The organism is Niallia sp. FSL R7-0648 (assembly GCF_038007005.1).
Lineage (GTDB): Bacteria > Bacillota > Bacilli > Bacillales > Cytobacillaceae > Niallia > Niallia circulans.
In genome coordinates, this window is the sequence record NZ_JBBOWE010000001.1 from 928,771 (window position 1) to 948,705 (window position 19,935).

The window sequence follows — 19,935 nt, forward strand, 5'->3', positions numbered from 1 at the left end:
AAGCCAGAATGGTCTGAAAAGGCGGAACAAAGCCTCTTTACTGCAAATATAATGGATAGTGGATATGTCTATCAATCCTTTCTTGATTATTGCGCTCTTTCTATAGATCATGCTTTACATTCTGAGAATGAATTTATTAGAGCTTTTGCTAAGTTTGATAGGAGGATTGGAAAAAGGAGATTAAGTAGTATAGATAGAAAGACACTGAATCATCCATTAATTAGTAAATTTTATCAAATACGATGTCAGGTAGAAAAAATGGTAAAAAGATAACGGATTAGCTACTGTTGTCTAATTGGTTATCTTTTTGCCATCTTCAAACAAGCTTAGAGCCTCACCATAAAAATACTTCCTTTTCCTTTTTCACTCTCCACATAAATTTTCCCGTTACATAGTTCGACGATTCTCTTTACAAGTGCTAATCCTAAACCATTTCCCGATTGGGAATGAGAGGTATCGCCTTGATAAAATTTATCAAAAAGACGTTTTTTTGTTTGGTCATCCATTCCAGGACCATTATCTTGAATCGAAAAACAAATTTCTTCTTTGAACTTAGTAAGATGTATTGTTATGTTTCCGCCTATTTCGGAAAACTTAATAGCGTTATCTAAAAGATTTAGCCAAATTTGCTGAGTTAAATCTTCATTTCCGTGAAAAGTAACTTCATCAAGCTCGACATCTATGACTATATCTTTTGCGGACCATTTTGGTTCCATCAATACAATCGTTTTTCGAATTTGCTCATCTAATCGAAATGGAGTTTTTTCGGTAATAATCTCGAGATTTTCATACTTTGATAGGATGAGTACATTTGTAGAGAGAGCAGCTAAGCGCTCAGACTCGGTAATGATTATATCAAGGTATTCTTGTCTTTCCTCTTCCGTTAAGTTATTTTCTTTTAGTAATTTTGCGAAACCGCGTAATGAAACAATAGGTGTTTTGAATTCATGAGAAAAATTATTAACAAAATCACTTCGTAATGTTTCAATTCCAGAAAGCTCTTGGGTCATTTTATTAAAGCTATGAGATAATTCTTCTAATTCGCCTATTCCCTTTATGTTAACTTGTACAGAGAAATCTCCGCTGGCTACTTTATGGGTTGCATCAATTACCGTCCAAATAGGATTTAATGCTTTCTTACTGAGAAAGGCTGTTAGGGAAGTCCCAAGTAAAATGCAAAAACCTAAAAAGGCAATGAGCGGGAATACGGGAAGCTGACTATTGTCTGAAATAATCCCTAAATGCTGTAAAGCAAAAGTTATAACAGCAACAACTAGGACTGTTGCCATCATGACGCCAAAAACAAACATGACTAGTGTAATGGCAAGGCTTAAACGTTTTGTGAAAAATTCTCTCATCCTTTTTTCACTGCCTTATAACCAAGTCCTCTGACTGTCAAAATTTCAAACTCTGGAAAATCACGAAGCTTGTCTCTTAATCGGTTAATGTGGACATTGAGTGTACGATCATCCGTTTCAGATTCCATTCCCCAGATTTCATCCATAAGCTGAATTCGAGTGAAAATCATATTTGGATATGATAATAGTTTAAACAATAAGAAAAACTCTTTAGGTGGTAAGGTAATAACATGATTCTCACGAGAAACGGTAAGGGCATCATAGTCTAGTACAGTCTTACCGATCGTTAAGCGATGCTCGTTTACAATCTTCGCTCTCCGCAGCAGAGCCTTAATACGTAAAATCATTTCTTCTTCATCTACAGGTTTGGTCATATAATCATCCGTACCAACAAGAAATCCTTTTCGTTTATCTGCTGCCTCCTGCTTGGCGGTAACCATTAAAATAGGGAGATTCTCCCATGTCTGTCTTAAATGCTGTGTTAATTCATAACCGTTCATTTTGGGCATCATTAAATCGAGTACAGCTAAATCAACATGCTCTTTTTCCATTATCTGAAGGGCTTCGATCCCATCTTTAGCAGCATAAGTCTGAAATCCATGCTGCTTTAAAACAGCACACATTAATTTCCTAGTATTTGTATCATCTTCTACCACGAGTATTTTAAACATCTAATACCTCCATTAATTTAAGTTATCCCTATTTTATTATGAAAATGTAAACTGAAAATTAATTTAGAGAAGTTTATATTCAGTTTACTTTACCACGGTATACTTAGAAACATAAAGAAGAAACCGGAAAATCATTAAGTAGACATTTGTATAGGTAGTAGAGAGGAGATCGTTTTAATGGGTTACACCATTTTATTTAGTTATTATGAAATAGTAGGAGAAGAAGCACAATTGATAGATGAATATAAACTTCCTTTTAATGAGCGAAAAGAGAGCTTGGAAACCTTATTAATAGAGCAGAACTACAAATTTATTGGAAATGTTGATTTATGGGGATTTCATACAAGTAAATATATGAATATTGCTGAGATAGTAAAAAACTGAAGCAAATAGCTGGATAAGATACATAAATGTCGTCTTTTAATCAGGTACGATCATTTATAAAAAAAGTTTGATTAAATTCCTGTGTAGATAGTTAAGATATTTCTTATTCGCAAACATGCTGTATTCTTGGATAAAGCTTTAAATTTCACTTTAGATAATTATGTTGAAAAATAAGCGGAGGAGTTGGAGTTTAACATTGAGGGGATTGTTGAAGTTGACGAGAACCATTTCCTATACTCTCAAAAAGGTCAACGGAGGATTTCGGCACGCAAACCTCGTAAACGTGTTGGAAATCCAAACTTAGAGGCATTAGCCACGAACAAGTTTGTGTTCTTGTTGCAAGAGACCGTACCAAAGTAACTGTCTCAAAAGTAGCTTGTATGGGACATGTCGTTAAAATCATAGTGGAGATTATGATTGGCTCTAAACTGACAACTGATAATGTACTCGTTACTGATGCTTGGAAAACCTAGAAAACCTATGTAAAAGAAAAAGGATTAGAACATTATCGAATTAAATCAAACGATGGATAGACCGTTTTAAAGGTGTAGCTACAAAGTATAAATGTCAACACAAATATGTACATTTTCGCTCGTTTAAGGATGTACAAAATCACTCGTTTTCTTGCACTAAATGATCCTTTAAACGATAGGAATTTCCCACCATTGTCACAACCTTCGCATGGTGTAAGATGCGATCTAAGATGGCATTTGCCAGCTTAGGCTCCTGAAATACTTCATCCCATGCCTTAAAGTTTACGTTCGTTGTTAAGATCGTACTGCGCTTTTCATATCGCATGTCAATCAGTTGGAAAAATAATTTCGCATCTTCTTGATCAATTGGCAAATAACCAATCTCATCAATGATTAATAGTTTATATTTTGTATAATGTTTTAGACGAGTTTCTAAGCGGTTCTCCAATCGTGCTCGTCTTAAATTCTGAATTAAATCATGGCATTTAATGAAATAGGTACTTGTTCTTTTCTTTGCTGCCGCAATCCCTATGGCGGTGGCCAAGTGTGTTTTGCCAACACCACTTGGTCCTAAGAAAACAATATTCTCGTTCTCTTCAATAAAGCGAAAGGTTAGAAAATCTTGAATCTGTTGCTGATTGACTGAGGTTTGGAAAGTGAAATCAAAATCTTTTATTTCTTTCATATGTGGAAATGCAGCCACCTTTACCATCGACTGCGTCATATTTTGTTCTCGCACATCAATTTCATAGTTGGTTAACTTGATTAACGTATCAATAAATGACAGCTGGTTCTGGACTCCGAAATCAATTACTTCATTTAAATGTAGAGTCATTTGCTTCAGCTTTAGATACTCTAGGTTTCTTAATAATTGTTGATAATTAGTGGATAGATTCATTATTTATACACTTCTCCAATCGTTGCTAGATTTTTCTTTGCCAAATCATCGATTTCCGGATAGTTATAGTAAGGGGCTGAAACAGCCAAACCTGCTTTATAATGTGCTTCCTGATAATTTAGCTTCGCTTTGCTGATTGGATGCTGTGCAATAAGTTTCATGTTATAATAAATCCATAAGTTGTTATCATACACTTGTAAACCTACTTTCTTTCCTTGATATTCTGGTGGTACGGAATACTGGTTTGATTTGTAGGAGATCATGTTGGATGCATTGACTTTTACTTGTGTGTGCTTAATGCGATAGGAATCTCTTACTTTATCAGTTGGTAGCTGGAGTAAGTGGTTCCTTTCTTTTTTATATTCAATCATTGGTATTCTTCCTGTCCCTTGGTGAATCTGGTGATTCACTCTGTTGGCTAACTCTTGTATAAATTGATGCAGTTCCTCTAAAGAGAATTGTCCTTGATAGGCATGAATTTCGTCTAACAATTTCATTGTCGTTTCGACTTTTCCCTTTGTCCTTGGTCTGCCAGCGATACAGGCTTTCACTTTAAAGCCAAAGTCTTTTGCGAATTGCTCAAACTTTGCATTCACTTTACCCGGATAATGTTCCGTTCTTGCTTCATCCATCACTGTTTTCATATTATCCGTAAGGAGTTCCTCAGGAACACCGCCAAACGTTTCAAAAGCTTCTGTTAGAAAGGAAAACAGCGTACTTTGTGACTTGGAAATACTCAAGTGGAATACTCGCAATCTTGAAGTAGATAGAATAAGCGCAGCTACATTGATCTCGACCTGCTCGCCATCTTTTGTTTCATATTGAATATTTTCCTTCCAATCTAATTGAGCTTGTTTACCTGGCGGAGTTTCATAGCGAACCGTCCCCTTCGGAGAAGCAATACGTTTGTCCTCCACAAAGTAAGCATTAAATTCAGGTATTCGAGCGATATAGGCTCGAAAGGTCGAAGCACCACAGTCTAAACCGTGATTATCCTTTAAGTACTGCCAAAGCACCCGCCGATAATAAAACACCTGTTTAGAATCCTCAGATAAAAGAGCAGCGATCACTTCATAATATTCATCAATTTTTGAGGACTTTTTTCTTGTCCTCTTGGGGACAAAACCATTTAGATATTTCTCAACTGTTCGTCGATCTACTCCAAGTTCTTCAGCCAATTTACTCTTATTAATTTTCATTTTCATATGCTCCATTATTTGTTTGAATTTTGGTAAGTCTGAAAGACTATTAATCTCAAAATTAACATCGACATTTAATGATATATACATGACTAGTCACCTCAAGACTAGTATGTAAAATGAAAGCAAATTTGTACATATTTATCCAAGCATTATTGTACATATTTAAAATAGCATTTCTACAAAGTATCTCGACCACTACCTTGCGTGGTTTTTGTTTGTAGATAACCATAGTAACGAAAGCACAAAACACAAAATTAAAGAAATTCTGTTAATATCATTTGTATTTGAGATGACCGACACTTATGATAGTTTACGCCTATCAAAGTTTAGTGTTTAGATTTTAGGAGGGGAATATGGACGAAAAGCAAAAGGTTGTTACAGTTGTAAATAAAAAACAATTAGCTTCGGTTATGAACAACACGAAATGGGAGCAGTTGCAGAAATGTGTAATTGATACATTGCCGTTCACCCCACCTTATCAAGTTAAGTATGTATTAGAAGATGCTCCTTACCCAGAAACTTTTATAGAAGATGTATGGTATTGGGGGGATTGGGAACAGGGGCTACGTCCGTTCTATTCCATAGAATGGTTGCGAATCAGACCAAGGTATGTAAAAAGTAGAGGTAGACTTATTGAACCTGAAAGATTTGATATTACTGATGAATTCATAGAATTATTACAAAAGCTAAATATTCCGTTTGTTAAAGAAGATAGCATAATTTGTATTTATGGTTATGTTAAAAGTACAGAAACATTCAATTATTAAGCCCTGAATGAAAATGAGAGGGGAGCCAAAAAAGGTTCCCCCTACTTACTATCCATATTTCTACATTAAAATTTAACAGAGCCTTTGTTTTTAATAAATAAAACTAGCTAGTAAAAACATAATCATATTCAACAAATCGGGCGCAATTTTTTTATCCATCAAATACCGTAAAAAAAATATAAGAGAATTGCCAATGTTATAGTAGCTACCTTTTTGCTATTACTGTTTTATAGCTTGGTTAAACTTCAAGTTCTACTCCCAAAATCAATCAGATTTTGGGACAGAATCGATTAGACTCACCAGTGGATAACGCAGTATACTTGTTTGAAAATTTTTTTTATAAAAAGGGACTTTCTCGTTTTTTCAATAAAGATAAATTTAGTCATCAAGTAACGGGAGGAGTATTCTGATCGTTGTTCCATTCTCGAGCTCTGTTCTTACTTTAATGGAACCGCCATGGAGTTCAATTAGCTTTTTGGTTATCGTCATACCGAGTCCTGTTCCGTTCTTTGAGCTGCTTGTGTTTGTTCCTCTGTAATAGCGTTCGAATAATCTATTTAGTGTTTCATTATCCATGCCCACACCATTATCGCTTATCGTAATTATCAGCAAATGATGGTCGAGCTTTCCGATCGTTATTGTGACAGTCGTTTTTGGTGGATTATACTTTATTGCATTTTCAATTAAATTTTCCATAATGCGTTGGAACCATTTCGGATCTACTGCTGCAATCAGCTCCTTGGGGTAAGGGTGAAATACAAATTCATATTGCTGTCCTGCAGGTCCATTCACATAGTGGATGACAGTTCGTCTGATTTGTTCATTTATTTCTACTCTTTCCTTGGCGATAGGGAAGCCCTCACTTCTAAGCTGATACGTTAAAGTCAAATCTTCCAGGAGCTGTTTCATGTAGTGCGCCTTTTCCTTGATTGTGCTAGAAAAAGTCCGAACTTCTTCTTCGGTCCATGAATATTGATCTGACTGTAGCATCTCAGCATACCCTCCTATAGAGGCAAGCGGAGTTTTTAAATCATGGGATAGTCCGCTAATCCATTCATCTCGAGCTTTGTTGGCCTTTATTCTTAATTGTTTATTTTGCTCCAGCGATGTTGTCAATTGGGTAAGAGTGGTAATCAATTCCTTGTATATTTTATATTTCCGTTGTAGCTTTCCTTTTTTAGTAAGCATCATAGAGTGCTTATTATGCCCTTCTTCATAATTTTCTTTACCCAAATCTCCAATCCATTTCATGATGGTAACAAGTGGAGCACCGAATTTATAGCCAAACCAAATATTAAGTGTAATTAACAATAAAAGTGCAAGCAAAAACAGGAAAAGAATTTTGTTCCCAGTATCTTGCATTATTTCTGTATCGGAGTGCAAGCTGTTTGTTTGGTCTGTACCTGTTAGAAGAACCTGTCCTGTCTCTCTATTAAAGTAGGCAGATACATCCTTTTGTTCGTTATTAGTAAGCTGAAATAGTTCTTGAAAAGAGTACCTATCCTTTTGATTGACAGCTTTATAATTGTCCTGAACTACACCATCTTTGCTAACAAGCTGAACCCAACCGTGTTTATCTGTAATAGTTTTTCTAATAGTATCTGGAATATTTAGTTGATTTTTCTGCCAGTTTACTCCGACTTTAATAGTATTTAGAATGGACTTGCTGCCAACTTCTTTTCCATAAAGGACTATGAGGGGCATTGCGGTATCCTGTTGAATTGGCCACATAGAGTATTGGTATGGATAATCTTCACTTTCTGAAAGTAGCAGGGAAAAGTCGGCTTTGGAGAATGAGTTACCCTCTGGCAGATTATATGTTTCTAAGGGATTACCGTTCTCCGATAAGATGGCAAGCCAACCATTCTGTTTCCTGACTAAATCCTTTAAATCATTAGATATAGAAATCTTCTCATCTTTAACTGTTATCCAATCTTCTATATTAGATGAGTCAGCTTGAGTCAAGTCAGTATTTAGTTCGTTTTTCATGGCAGTGAATCCAATTATTGCCCAAAATAATAAAAAAATAATGGATAAGAGAAAGAAAACAAACAAAAGCTGAAAAAAGAATTGCAGGATGAATCGTTTGGTCATATTCATTTTATTTGAAACCTTCTACGGATAATTTATAGCCGAGCCCTCTCACTGTCACGATATACTGCGGCTGGCTGGGATTTACTTCAATTTTTTCTCTAAGTTTGCGTATATGAACCATAATCGTGTTATCTTCTCCAAGAAAATTCTCCCCCCACACATTTTCATAAAGTTGAGCTTTACTGAAAAGTTGATTAGGATGCTTGCAGAAATATAGTAGTAACTGATATACCTGTGCAGGCAAGGAAACTTTAACTCCTCTTACCACGACTTCTCCAGATGAACTATTTACAAATAAGTCACCATATTGATATGTAGTTGATTCCTTTACTGTATTGGCTGTATATCTTCTTAGATGAGCTTTCACTCTCGCTACTACTTCCAATGGATTAAATGGTTTGGTGATATAATCATCAGCACCTAATGCAAACCCCGAAAGTTTATCAAGGTCAGTGGACCGCGCTGTTAAGAAAAAGATGGTGGCATTTGTCTTTTCTCGAATGAAAGGGCAAATATCAAAACCACTTCGATCTGGAAGCATGACATCTAGAAAAATTAAGCCGTAATCATTAACTGCGCATAGTTGTAATGCTTCCTCTGCTGTTTCTGCAGTATCAATTCGCTTAAATCCTTCCTTCTGTAAAATAATCTTCAACATCTGATGGATAGCCTTTTCATCATCCACTATTAATAATCTTATCTTTTCCATATAACTCGTCTCCCTAATGTCCAAATATAAAGATATCATATCATTTTTTTTCCTCATTATTAGAAATTAAGGAAGAATTAAGGTTCCGATTTTAATGGGTTAAGGTACGATAGATATAATCCTTATAGATTAAAGAAATGAGGTGTAAAATGAAAAAAGTATTTAGTGCTATAGCAACCGTAGCTGCCGTAATTATGCTTTCAAGACATATTGGAAATGAATTTGCAGCTCAGAATTACACTAGCTTAGCGATCATCCTGATGATTGGAATAATTGGTCAAATTCTCCTCCATTTTCGGGAGCAAAGAGTTAGAGATTAAGCGGTAGTTAAGAGAATTTGTATATAAATTTTGAGGAAAGAGAGAGTTTAATATTATGCTTACTATAGGGAAAAGAGAATTTCTCCAATTATTCAAAGGGGTTAAATCTATTCTGTTAATCTTGGTATTTTTAGTCACATCCTATTATACGGCTAAGTTTGCTGATATTTTAGCTACAGCAATGGAACTGACACCGAAAGAGGCTAGTGAAGTTCATTTAGTTGGATTATTGTTTTTAGTGATGTTTTTTGGACATTTATTTGTGGCGAGTTTATCTCATGACAGTATAAATAGAGAAATCCATGAGAGAACCATGCGATTTTTAGTTACTAAAACAACTAGGTTTTCCATTATAATTGGTAAGTTTTTGGGTATTTGGATGTTTTGGTTTGTCTGCCTGTTTTTATCATTCTTAATAATTGCTTTAACAACAGAAAAAATAGATCTTTTAGTTTTTGCTCAGACGATGAGCTTACTTACATTGCAGATATCATTTGTTCTCTTAATGTCTGTACTCATCATTAAGCCAGGAGTAACTATGTTCCTTGGGATTCTTGGAGGGATATTGTTACCAATACTAGGAGGTTGGTTTGCGCTCAGTGCTAATCCAGCTATTAGCTGGCTAAAATATATATCACCTTTTTATTATCTAGACTTAAATGATTATAGTTTCTTAGTTCTTCTTGTATTTGCAGGCATCTTAATTTATCTTACTAATTTATTTTTCAAGAGGAGGGAATGCTGATGTCAGCTATTAAAGCAGTAAAGGTATCAAAGAAGTATAACGGAATAACGGTAGTTAACGGAATTGATTTAACAATTGAGAAAGGGGAATTATTTGGATTTCTTGGTAGAAATGGCGCCGGGAAATCAACCTTTATCAATATGCTGACAGGGATTGCGAAACCTACTTCAGGTTCATTTTCTTTGTTGGGAGGAAAGATAGATGACATAGTGCTTAAAAGAAAAGTTGGTGTCCTGCCTGATTATTCAAGTTTCTACGAATCCACTACAGCACTGGAGCATTTGCGGTTCTTCTCTGCACTATCTGGTAATCCTGCGCAAAAAAGTGTGTGTCTAGAGGTATTGGATGCAGTCGGATTAGCTGATCATGCTAATAAAAAATTAGGAAAGTTCTCTTTTGGAATGAAAAAGAAACTTGGTGTCGCTCAGGCTATAATCCATGATCCTGACCTGTTATTTTTGGATGAACCAACATCGGGAATGGATCCAGAATCAGCAATCCAAATTCAAAAGCTGATTAAAAGACTGCATGGAGAAGGCAAGACTATTTTTTTAACTTCTCATAATTTGGATGAGGTCGAGAAATTATGTACAAGAATTGCTATCATGAAAGAAGGCAAGATTGTAAAAATCGGAACAATGGATGAACTCAGAGCATTTTACCGTTCCAATATTATCGTGAACATTAAACATAGTCCAATCCCTGTTTCAGAATTATCAAAGTTTCAACAATGGATTAAAGATAAAGGTACGGAAATTCACTGTAAAGAGGATTCGCTGACTATTACAGTTGATGAAGAAAATAGAATTTCTGAAATAACAAGGGCCCTAACGGCATGTAATACTAACGTTTACCGAGTCAATGTTGAGGAACCGACTTTAGAAGAGATATTTTTAGACTGACCCCTTAAATTAGGGGTCTTAGACCTTTAGGCACTTAGTGAACTCTTATTCGGGTAGGCATAAGGATTAAAAAATGGAGGTAGATATTAAAGCATGATCAGAAATATAATTGGATCAGCATTTATACTTATAAGTTATATAGTACTGGGAATAAATTGGTTTTATTTGCTGCCAAAAGGGTTAGAATTAATGCCATATTGGAGTTGGATTGTGTTTGTAAGTGCAATATTTGGAGTAGTTATTAAGTATTATAAACCAAATTCAAAAAATACAGATACGGATAATGGGAAACTAGGGAAAGTCAGCAAATTTTTTGATAATTCAATAGACGTTATAACAGGTCATATTAATAATGAGGATGAAGTTGATAAAAATAAGCAGTCCAAGAAATAGACAGAAAGTGAGCTCGTCTATTTCTAAAGGACTTATACATTTCAACCATTTTAGCTGATTTAAGTTTTACATCACAACATTTTCAGTTTTCGGCAATCTAAAAATAGCAAACAAAACTTGGTTCGCATTAATGTTAATGACCATGAAAATATATGGCAAGAAGCGCTGAAATTATCCCTGCATATTCACTTTTTCCCTTCCGTATAGGAAAGTTATTATTTAATCGTACTATTTTTTATTTGAAATGAAGATGATGCTGCTAGAATAGAAGTTAATTCGATAAGGTCATCAATAATTATATCTGCTTGCTTCAATTCGTCATCTTTAGCAAAATCAAAATTACAACCGATAGATAGAAGGTTATTTTCCTTTGCAGCTTTTATATCAGATAGGCGGTCTCCCACAACAGCTGCTCGAGTAATTCCATGTTTCTTAATAATCCTACAAACAAGGTCAGACTTATTCAGTGATTCAATATCCTGAATACTGCATGTCTCTGTCACCCATTTATCCAATTGATAATATTCAGCAATCGCTTGTAAGTATGCTGTTAAACCATTACTAGCGATATAAATAGAGAAATCATTTTCTTTTAAATAGGAGAAAACTTCTTTTACATTTGGATATAAGGCCCCTTTGCCTTTTTTTATATTTGTCACTAATCGTTCGAGAAAAATAGCATCTATTTCTTCTCTTAAACGAAGGGAATGATGAGGCAATAATGTTTCCCACACAATCGGCAATGGAACACCCATAATTTCGCGGTATTTATCTATTGGCGTGTCTCCATCCCATTGATGAATCGAGCGCAAGTAATGAAAAGTATCATTTAAAGATAGTTCTAAAATTTTGTCTGTTTGAAAGAGTGTACCATCCATATCAAATATTAGTGCTTGAGACAATCCATTTCCCCCTTTTGAAAAATTTTTGTATTTATGTACATTTTAACATAAACGTAATAGCCCAAAGATTCTTATCTTTTTTATTTCCTCCTAGTTTTATTGTACTTAAAAATCGGCAGATGGATAGAATTACATGATTTTGTTAAAAATAACTTGGAGTGATTATTTATCCTCAGTTATATATATGGAAAAGGTGAATGTAGTTATGGATAACTTTACCAATGACAATACAGCAAGAAGATATAGAGCGCATGTAAGTACTCTTGGGACAACACAAATTCACCTGCGAAATCCTTATATCATTGCATGGTGGAGTGCTGCTTTCCCTGGATTTGGTCATCTTCTCTTATCTAAATACCTGAGGGGATTCGTTTTATTTATTTGGGAAGTAGTAGTAAATGTTAACTGCAATTTAAATTTGTCGATGATTTATTCCTTTCAGGGAGAGATTGAAAAGGCTAAAGAAATCTTGGATACAAGGTGGTTACTCATTTATATCCCAGTTTATATTTTCGCTATTTGGGATAGCTATCGAACGACGGTAGATTTAAACAAAATCTTTGTGCTGGTAGAAAGAGAGGAGCATCGCTTTAATTCTTTTAGTATTGGTATAATGGAAATCAATTATCTTGATAAAAGAAATCCTATTATGGCCATTATTTGGTCCCTATTTATGCCTGGTTTAGGTCAATTATACATTCATAGAGTAATAACTGCATTTTTTGTTATCATTTGGGGAGTTGTGTTTTTTTATTTATCGCATGGTCTGGAAGCTTTGTCTCTTTTATTTTTGGGAGAAATCAAACAAGCGACAGATGTAATTAATCCAGAGTGGCTTTTGTTTTTTCCATCTATTTATGGGTTTGCAATATTTGATTCTTATATAAATACAGTAGAAAACAATAAGTTATATGATAAAGAACAACGTTCCTATTTTAGGGAAAAATATCAATCTTCGTCTTTTCAAGTATTAAAAGGACAAAAGGTGAATTAAGATGCAATTATTTTCGACATTTGAACACTCCATTTTTATAGAAATGGCTCTCAGCACGTTAGAAAAAAAGGGGATAAAAAAAGAAAATATATTTGTTGTTCCACTTGATAATAGAACCGAGCAACGAAAGATTTTTGATGACTTGCATCGGTCAGACGGAACTTCTCTTATTGATATAGGTATTGCATTAGCAACGGCATTATCAGTTGTTTTTGCAAGTATAGGATTTAAGCTTGCATGGGGACCGATATACTGGGGCCTAATTGGTGCGGCAGCTGGCTTTTTACTTGGATTTGTAATTCGTCTTTTTACAGAACTTATAGTAAAAAAGAAGAGAAGATTACTGAAGGGATTCCAATCGGAAATAATTGTTATTGTTGATTGCGAAGAGTCGCAAGGAGAGATGATAGAGAATGTTTTATTCAGCCATTATGCTTTAGGGGTAGCGAAGATAAAAGCAAAAAAGTAGAGCAGCATCACATTTATTGGTGGTTACCCAAACAATTATATGAATGTTTTTACGTATAATTGTTTGGGGTTATATTTGATTGAGATATTTATGTCCCAAACCCTTTTAAAAATTCCTTATTTAACTGAGCAGCCGCAAAAATGGCATTTTTATCCTCCAAAATATCCCCAGGTTTATTACCATTACCTAAAATATATCCTCCAAACTCAATCCCCATAAAATCAAAAATATGTTGAAATTGCTGGATCATAGGTATGCCTTTTATAGTGGGATTATCTCCACCAACAGCCAGGACATAAGCTTTTTTTGTCGCCATCTTCGCTTTGAAATCAGGATAGCTTAAATCTCTAAGTGAGTGAGACCACCGATCAATAAAATTCTTCATTAAACCAGACATGCTGTACCAATATATAGGAGTAGAGAAGATTAATATATCATGAGGAAGTATGCGATCCACTATTGAATTGTAGTCATCCTCTCTTTTTTGAAATCCTTCTAAAGTGTGGCGCATGTCCATTATAGGAAGGATAGTATACTCTCTAAGCAGAATATTATCTACCGGCACACCGTCGATTACTTTTTCTGTCAGGAGTGCTGTATTCCCATTTGAACGAGTTCCTCCATCAATAACAGCAATTTTTTTCATGGATTTACACCCTTTCCTATTCATTTATATTAATCTTATATTGGATGGGATGAATAATAAAGATGAATATTCAGATAGGTGTCATCGAGAAAATTGATAGTAGAATAAAAATATTTAAACAATAGTGGAATGAGTACGATATTCAGTTGGTGTTAGTCCGGTTACTTTTTTAAAGGATGCACTAAAATAATATTGATTGGAATAACCTACTTTTTCACTGATCTCCATAATTGGTATGCTTGTAAAAGATAAGAATTCTTTTGCCTTATTTATTCTTAGAAATGTAATATATTTAGATATACTGGTATTTTTAACTTTCTTAAAAATAGATCCAACATAGGATGGGCTCATATTAATATGGTTACTGATTGTATTTAAGTTCAGAGTTATATCATTATAATGATTCTCAATAAATTGTATGATCTGTTCAGCGATCTGATTATGTTTAGAATGAATAGATTGTTGAATTTTCTCGCTAGTAAGAAGACAAATTTTTTCTAGATTTTCACAAACTTCTTCTACCGTGTTAAATGTATCCAAGATAGAAAAGGTATGCGTTATTTTCTCCACAATTTCCGTATCTTTAATTTCTACTTCATAGAGAAAACGCAAAATTTTTGACAGAATGGATGAAATATATGAGAGAATGCCATTTTTATTATAATATACACTAGACCAGTTTTTTTCTATATAAGCTAGAAATTCTTTTATTCCCTGTTTGTCCTTTTTAGAGATTAAATTAATGAGCAATTCTTCATCTTGTCTCGATAGAAAAAGAGGAGTAGGAGCAGCTTGATGTATTTCTTCTGTTGAATATATATTATCGTCTCCAAAAATAAATTTATATTCTGTTGCTTTTTTTGCATTTCGATAAGAATTTGAAATTTCCCATATAGATTGTACGCCATGACCAATTCCTATTGTAATCGTAAAAAAATCAAACTGTTTCTTTATCGTCTCGAAAGCTTTCATAACAAAAGTACTTAATTTATGGGGATATTGTTTATGACCAACAATAAAAATTATTCTTCCACCTTGATTTATAGTATAGACATCCTCAGAGGAGAAGTAGTCTTCTACAGCATGAATTAGTTGAAAAGTATTGAGATGATATCGCTCTACTCCGAGGCTGTTCATGCAGTCTATATGTTTACTTATCTCTAAATATACACAAATGTATTGCTTCTTTGTAAATTGCAAATTTAGATAACTAGCTTGATTTTGAAGCATGTATTCTGCATAAGTTGGACCAGCATTAATAAGGTTTAAAAAGAATTTCTCTTTCAATATTGGTTGACTATGTTTTAACTGTTCCATCGTTTCTTTTTCTTGTTGAATATTCCGGAGTACTTTTTGAATGACAGTAGTGAGATAATCATAGTCAATTGGCTTTTCGACATAGTCACAAATATTAAGTCTAATTGCTTCCTGTGCATAAATAAAGTCATCATATGAACTGATAAATATAATTTTTATAAAAGGAAATTTTGTTAATAAGGTTTTAGCCAAATCGATTCCAGTTATTTCTGGCATTTGAATATCGGAAATAACTATATCTGGCTGGATTTTTTCTATTTCTTTTAGTGCTTCTATCCCACTAGCATATATCCCACAAACGGTTGCTCCCATCTCTTCCCACTTTATGTTTTTGAAAATACCTTCTAAACAAACGGTGTTGTCGTCAATCATTATAATTTTTTTCATTTTATCCTCCTAATTCTTCAAAAAATAATTCTTCCGATATCATTTGGTGGATAGTGAAGGAAACTAGAGTACCCTGTGGATGTAATCTACTTATTTGTATTGTCGGGTTTTCGGATGAATATAAAGATAATCGAGAATTTACGTTGCTTAGACCAAAATGATTTGTACGTAATGCAGTATTGTTTAGAACCTGATTTATTGTTTCTATCTTTTCATCCGTAATTCCTCGCCCATTATCTTGGATCGTAAATTGAATAGCATCATTTTTATAGGTAATAGAAATTTGAATGGATAATGGTGTGTTAACATTTTTAATACCATGGTGGATACAATTTTCCAAAATAGGCTGCAGAACAAATTTTGGAATAAGAAAATTTTCAATTCCTTCCTCTTTCTCTATCATCCAATGAAATTCCATACTTTTGTTTAATTTTTCTAACTGGAGATAAACTTGAGCAATTTCTAGTTCATCCTTTATTAGGATAAGTTCATCGCCTTTCTTTAAAATCATTCGGTAGAACTGTGCCAATTGGGATATCATTTTATTTGCATCATCTATTCGACCAAGGGTTTGACAAGTTTTAATAGAATCAAGCATGTTATATAGAAAGTGAGGGTTTATTTTAGATTGTTCTAACTGATATTTCATTTTTTCTTCCTGTATTTTGAAATTTAAAATAGCAGTAAAATTGGTATTTATCGATTCTGTCATATTATTAAATGTTATTGCCAATGAATCAAATTCATCTTTAAAGTCCTTTTTTTTATCTATAGGCAACTTAACAGAAATAAGATTATTATTATCTAAAGAGATTGACTTAATCGTTTTAGCTATTGTTCTTATTTTTTTACTTAATTCTTTGGAGATGAATAAACTGCTGACAATACTAATGATAATAACTAGTATGACCGCTGAAATTAAGATACTTATAAGGACTATAGTATTTTTAACAATATAGCTTGTTGGAACTTCCGTAACAATATACCAGCCAGTTATTTCGTTACGTTTAAAAACATACTGGTTATCCTTGATTTTAAAGGGCTGTTCATTCATTGTTGCTATTTTGTTAAATATCTTTTTTTCAATTGGCTGGCCGATAAGCCTGCTATTATTATGTGCTAAAATAATCCCGTTTTGATCAATTAAAAAGCTATTAATAGAAGAGTCAGTAGTACTTTCATCAAGTAATTGATTTACTTCCTTTACATCTAAATCAAGAAAAATGGCATAATCTATTGTTTTCGTGTCCTTCTTTTGGTAAGTGATAAAACAACTTAAATACCTTTTATTTTGATAAGACTGATTGACAACAAAGGGCTCATTAATATTCTCAGATAGAATCCATTCTAGCTTGTTCGTACTAATAGATAGTTGCTGGTCATTTATTATTCCACGTTTATATAAATCATTTGTAGAAAAGAAGGTAATTCCTTCATCACTAAAAAGAAATTGTGGTTTTATATAAATGGTGATATTATCCAACAAGTAAGCTTCTTTTAAGTAAATAATATTATTCCTAACAGAGCTATATGATTCTAATTGGTCCGATAACTTTTGTGGTGGTTGAATTACTAAAGGATATAAATAATTCTGAATTAAACTGGATGCATTTTTCATCTGCTCAAAACGATTAGAAAGAATTACATTTAATTGATTACTTGAATAAGAGATGGAATCAAATATTTTATTTTTTGCAATATTGTAAGACAGGAAATAAGAGAGAACGCTTAAAGAGATTAACGGAATAATGGAAGTAAGAAGAAAACTCCATAAAAGCTTCTTTTGAAAACTAATAAAGTATCTTTGACAAAGTTTCTTTAAATAGAAGTATAGACGCATACAATATTTCTCCTCCTCCATTCAGAAACCGCTTACTTTTTATCCATAAGTTTATCTAGAAAAGTTTATTAAAGCAATAGATTTAAAAAAATATAATCAATCAACAAATATTATATTTTTTAGATGAGAATTTATATTTAAGTGTTTTTTTTTCTTTTATATAATGAATTTGCATATTTGAAAGCGCTTTATAAAAAGGGAGGTTAAGAGAATGCAAAAATCAAGAAAGTGGCACAGCATAGCTTTATGCATAATGATTGTAACAGCAATTTTCCTAACTGGCTGTGTAGGAGTAAATAACACAAGTTCTAATGCTGATCAAGATTCCGGAGGCGAAGGTAAGGTTGAAGGAGAAACCATTACTTTAATGACAAATGATTCAACAAAGGCAGGATGGTCTGCCTATCAGAAGAAAATAGAAGAGGCAACTGGAGTGAAGTTAAATATTATTGTTACACCTACTAACCCTGATGATATGGTAGCTAAAATGACGACTATTCTTTCTTCAGGTGATAATACAATTGATTTAATGCATGTAAATGATGAATTAATTACAGCTTTTTCAAGAGCAGACTATTTAGAGCCCTTAGAGAAAGAGGTTATGACTCCTGAAATCGTGAAAAATTTTTCTGAGCAATATATAAAGGATATACCAACATATAATGGGAGCATCTTTTCCGTGCCTAGCTACTTAGAAATCTTAGCATTTTGGGTGAATAATGAATTATTGAAAAAAACAGGTATGGAGGCTCCAAAGTCAAAAGAAGAATTTCTTGAATACGCTAAAGCGGTAACAAAAGACGGCGTATATGGTTATGGAGGCTCATGGGAAAAAAGTTATGTTTTTAATGAAATTGGTACTTTTGTTAATCTCTTTGGCGGCGATTATTTTGATTGGACCAATCCCAAAACAAAAGAAGCATTGCAGTTTATGTATGATTTAGCACACAAAGAAAAAGTGACCCCGATATCCCAGCTTGCTGATATCTATGACCCTATGAATCAAAAATTTATTGATGGGAAATATGGAATGTTATTTATGTATACAGGTGCAATTCCTACATTTGAAGAAGCTGGGAAATTTAGTCCTGAACAATTGAATATAGAGCCGATGCCAACTTTTGAGACAAACGATGCCTTTATTGCTTCCTGGCATTATGTATTAAATAAATCTTCTGAGAAGAAAGCTGCATCAAAAAAAGTGCTGCAATATATTGCTAGCCCAGATGGACAATTAGCATATAGCGAAATGTCTGGGAGACTTCCTGCCCGTCTGGATGTAATTAATGATCCTAAATTTACTGCAAAAGGATTAGAGAGTGTCAAAGAATATATCAGCAATAGTACGTTAAGAGGTAGACCTTTAGTTCCACAGGCTATGGAGTTTGTTAATGGAATTGGAGCGATATTCCAAAAGTATATTTCTGATGAAATAAGTTTAGATGAAGCGGTAGAGCAGGCTCAAAAGGAAATCGCTCGTTTGGCCAAGTAAGTACAATCTTGAAATAAATAAAGAGGATTAAATTTATAGATAATTTTGATCCTCTTTATGGAAAGGAGCTATCAAATGAAGACTTTTCTAAATAAATCCTTTCAAAACAGGTTAGTTATTGCTTGGATTTTGATACTACCGGTATTAATTATTAGAGGATTTACGATTATTTATCCAATCATAGTTACTTTTATTAATAGTATGTTTGAAATTAATATGTTTAAAGGCGGGGTTGCAACATTTATTGGTTTTCAAAACTTTTTTGCTATTTTTAAAGATGATAAGATTATCACCTCTTTGGAATTTACATTGATTTTTACCATCATATCCATGATCTTTCATGTGATCTTCGGTATATTCTTAGCTGTTTTATTAAATCAGAAGTTTAAAGGAAAGAAGTTTTTACGAACAATTGTTTTAATACCATGGGCAATGCCTATGGTTGTAACAGGGTTAGCAGCAAGATGGGCATTTAATGATAGCTATGGTTTGGTGAATGATTTAATACGAAGAATCTTTACTACATTTCACTTCGATTGGCTGATTCACCCAGAATCTACAAGAATTGCGGTGATTTTGGTGGACTTATGGAAAGATGTTCCTTTCTTTGCGATTCTCGTTTTAGCAGGACTTCAGTTTATCCCAGAAGAGATTTATGAATCTGCTAAAATGGATGGTTCAAATATGGTTAGAACATTTTTCTCTATTACAATTCCACTAATAATGAAGAATTTGTTGACACTATGTATCTTTTTCACCATGTGGCGAATTGTAAGCTATGATATTGTCTATGCCATGACTACTGGAGGACCTGGTGATTCGACAAGCTTACTAGCATATAGAATTGCAGTAGAAGCTTTCACGAACTTAAATATTGGCTATGCCTCTGCTATAGCAGTACTTTTATTTTTGATGATGATTATTATCAGCAGTATAAGTTTATTAGGGATCAAGAAAAATGACTATTAGGAG

General features: G+C 33.6%; 19 protein-coding genes and 4 pseudogenes. 13 read left to right on the forward strand and 10 right to left on the reverse strand.

The annotated features are described in order from the left end of the window. Positions 1-18 precede the first annotated feature (18 nt). Positions 19-273: pseudogene (locus NSQ89_RS25315) on the forward strand (SF0329 family protein); the annotation flags it as partial. Between the two features lie 53 nt (positions 274-326). Here NSQ89_RS25315 and NSQ89_RS04410 read toward each other — a convergent pair. Further along, positions 327-1,358 carry a HAMP domain-containing sensor histidine kinase gene (locus NSQ89_RS04410; RefSeq protein ID WP_341132298.1) on the reverse strand — a complete coding sequence of 344 codons (1,032 nt, stop codon included), beginning with the start codon at positions 1,356-1,358 and terminating at the stop codon, positions 327-329. Continuing rightward, positions 1,355-2,029 (reverse strand): response regulator transcription factor, encoded by a 675-nt coding sequence (locus NSQ89_RS04415; RefSeq protein WP_047941408.1) that lies wholly within the window; start codon positions 2,027-2,029, stop codon positions 1,355-1,357. The genes NSQ89_RS04410 and NSQ89_RS04415 overlap by 4 nt, the downstream gene beginning before the upstream one ends. A gap of 177 nt (positions 2,030-2,206) precedes the next feature. On the opposite strand from NSQ89_RS04415, the gene NSQ89_RS04420 reads away from it, so the two are divergent. Then, on the forward strand, positions 2,207-2,413 hold the full coding sequence (locus tag NSQ89_RS04420; RefSeq protein ID WP_047941409.1) for a hypothetical protein: 207 nt from the start codon (positions 2,207-2,209) through the stop codon (positions 2,411-2,413). Positions 2,414-2,602: 189 nt separating this feature from the next. Beyond that, positions 2,603-2,883 (forward strand): annotated as a pseudogene (locus tag NSQ89_RS04425) (IS1595 family transposase); the annotation flags it as partial. Positions 2,884-3,025: 142 nt separating this feature from the next. On the opposite strand, the gene istB reads toward NSQ89_RS04425, so the two are convergent. Both istB and istA read right to left on the reverse strand, forming a co-directional pair. Further along, the gene (gene istB / locus NSQ89_RS04430; RefSeq protein WP_061801337.1) at positions 3,026-3,784 is read right to left on the reverse strand and encodes an IS21-like element helper ATPase IstB; all 759 of its coding nucleotides are present in this window, start codon (positions 3,782-3,784) and stop codon (positions 3,026-3,028) included. Beyond that, complete coding sequence (gene istA, locus NSQ89_RS04435) at positions 3,784-5,073, reverse strand: IS21 family transposase (RefSeq protein ID WP_061801336.1); 1,290 nt, start codon at positions 5,071-5,073, stop codon at positions 3,784-3,786. Before istA ends, istB begins: the two co-directional genes overlap by 1 nt. 85 nt (positions 5,074-5,158) lie before the next feature. Between istA and NSQ89_RS04440 the strand changes: the two are divergent. Together NSQ89_RS04440 and NSQ89_RS04445 are read left to right on the forward strand one after the other, a co-directional pair. Next, positions 5,159-5,323, forward strand: a pseudogene (locus tag NSQ89_RS04440) (IS1595 family transposase); the annotation flags it as partial. A 16-nt stretch (positions 5,324-5,339) separates the two neighbouring features. Further along, positions 5,340-5,753: a DUF6678 family protein gene (locus NSQ89_RS04445; RefSeq protein ID WP_061800274.1), complete on the forward strand. Its 414-nt coding sequence runs from the start codon at positions 5,340-5,342 to the stop codon at positions 5,751-5,753. 378 nt (positions 5,754-6,131) lie between these two features. On the opposite strand, the gene NSQ89_RS04450 is transcribed toward NSQ89_RS04445, so the two are convergent. Both NSQ89_RS04450 and NSQ89_RS04455 read right to left on the reverse strand, forming a co-directional pair. Continuing rightward, on the reverse strand, positions 6,132-7,853 hold the full coding sequence (locus tag NSQ89_RS04450; protein ID WP_061800273.1) for a sensor histidine kinase: 1,722 nt from the start codon (positions 7,851-7,853) through the stop codon (positions 6,132-6,134). A 1-nt stretch (position 7,854) separates the two neighbouring features. Further along, positions 7,855-8,556 carry a response regulator transcription factor gene (locus NSQ89_RS04455; RefSeq protein WP_336044801.1) on the reverse strand — a complete coding sequence of 234 codons (702 nt, stop codon included), beginning with the start codon at positions 8,554-8,556 and terminating at the stop codon, positions 7,855-7,857. A 149-nt stretch (positions 8,557-8,705) separates the two neighbouring features. Between NSQ89_RS04455 and NSQ89_RS04460 the strand changes: the two genes are divergently transcribed. The 4 genes from NSQ89_RS04460 (at position 8,706) to NSQ89_RS04475 (ending at position 10,916) form a co-directional block, all read left to right on the forward strand. Continuing rightward, positions 8,706-8,876 (forward strand): hypothetical protein, encoded by a 171-nt coding sequence (locus NSQ89_RS04460; RefSeq protein WP_336044802.1) that lies wholly within the window; start codon positions 8,706-8,708, stop codon positions 8,874-8,876. Positions 8,877-8,931: 55 nt separating this feature from the next. Beyond that, complete coding sequence (locus NSQ89_RS04465; protein WP_047941412.1) at positions 8,932-9,621, forward strand: ABC transporter permease; 690 nt, start codon at positions 8,932-8,934, stop codon at positions 9,619-9,621. Next, positions 9,621-10,523, forward strand: coding sequence for an ABC transporter ATP-binding protein (locus tag NSQ89_RS04470; RefSeq protein ID WP_047941413.1), 903 nt, complete (start codon positions 9,621-9,623; stop codon positions 10,521-10,523). Before NSQ89_RS04465 ends, NSQ89_RS04470 begins: the two co-directional genes overlap by 1 nt. Before the next feature lie 93 nt (positions 10,524-10,616). Beyond that, a complete protein-coding gene (locus NSQ89_RS04475; RefSeq protein ID WP_047941414.1) occupies positions 10,617-10,916 on the forward strand; it encodes a hypothetical protein in 300 nt (99 codons plus the stop codon). 215 nt (positions 10,917-11,131) lie between these two features. Here NSQ89_RS04475 and NSQ89_RS04480 read toward each other — a convergent pair. Then, a pseudogene (locus NSQ89_RS04480) lies at positions 11,132-11,836 on the reverse strand (HAD family hydrolase); the annotation flags it as partial. 187 nt (positions 11,837-12,023) lie between these two features. On the opposite strand from NSQ89_RS04480, the gene NSQ89_RS04485 reads away from it, so the two are divergent. Both NSQ89_RS04485 and NSQ89_RS04490 read left to right on the forward strand, forming a co-directional pair. Next, on the forward strand, positions 12,024-12,812 hold the full coding sequence (locus NSQ89_RS04485) for a hypothetical protein (protein ID WP_047941614.1): 789 nt from the start codon (positions 12,024-12,026) through the stop codon (positions 12,810-12,812). 1 nt (position 12,813) lies between these two features. Next, the gene (locus NSQ89_RS04490) at positions 12,814-13,281 is read left to right on the forward strand and encodes a hypothetical protein (protein ID WP_047941416.1); all 468 of its coding nucleotides are present in this window, start codon (positions 12,814-12,816) and stop codon (positions 13,279-13,281) included. Positions 13,282-13,369: 88 nt separating this feature from the next. Here NSQ89_RS04490 and NSQ89_RS04495 read toward each other — a convergent pair whose 3' ends face one another. From NSQ89_RS04495 to NSQ89_RS04505, 3 genes are all read right to left on the reverse strand, one after another. Next, complete coding sequence (locus tag NSQ89_RS04495; protein WP_336044805.1) at positions 13,370-13,927, reverse strand: flavodoxin family protein; 558 nt, start codon at positions 13,925-13,927, stop codon at positions 13,370-13,372. Positions 13,928-14,041: 114 nt separating this feature from the next. Beyond that, entirely contained in the window at positions 14,042-15,631 is a 1,590-nt protein-coding gene (locus NSQ89_RS04500) for a response regulator (RefSeq protein WP_061800267.1), read from the reverse strand. 1 nt (position 15,632) lies between these two features. Beyond that, positions 15,633-17,471, reverse strand: coding sequence for a sensor histidine kinase (locus NSQ89_RS04505; RefSeq protein ID WP_061800265.1), 1,839 nt, complete (start codon positions 17,469-17,471; stop codon positions 15,633-15,635). Positions 17,472-17,682: 211 nt separating this feature from the next. Here NSQ89_RS04505 and NSQ89_RS04510 point away from each other — a divergent pair, with 211 nt between their 5' ends. Together NSQ89_RS04510 and NSQ89_RS04515 are read left to right on the forward strand one after the other, a co-directional pair. After that, positions 17,683-18,963 carry a sugar ABC transporter substrate-binding protein gene (locus NSQ89_RS04510; RefSeq protein WP_328283155.1) on the forward strand — a complete coding sequence of 427 codons (1,281 nt, stop codon included), beginning with the start codon at positions 17,683-17,685 and terminating at the stop codon, positions 18,961-18,963. 75 nt (positions 18,964-19,038) lie between these two features. Further along, positions 19,039-19,932, forward strand: coding sequence for a carbohydrate ABC transporter permease (locus NSQ89_RS04515; RefSeq protein WP_047941420.1), 894 nt, complete (start codon positions 19,039-19,041; stop codon positions 19,930-19,932). Positions 19,933-19,935: the final 3 nt, after the last annotated feature.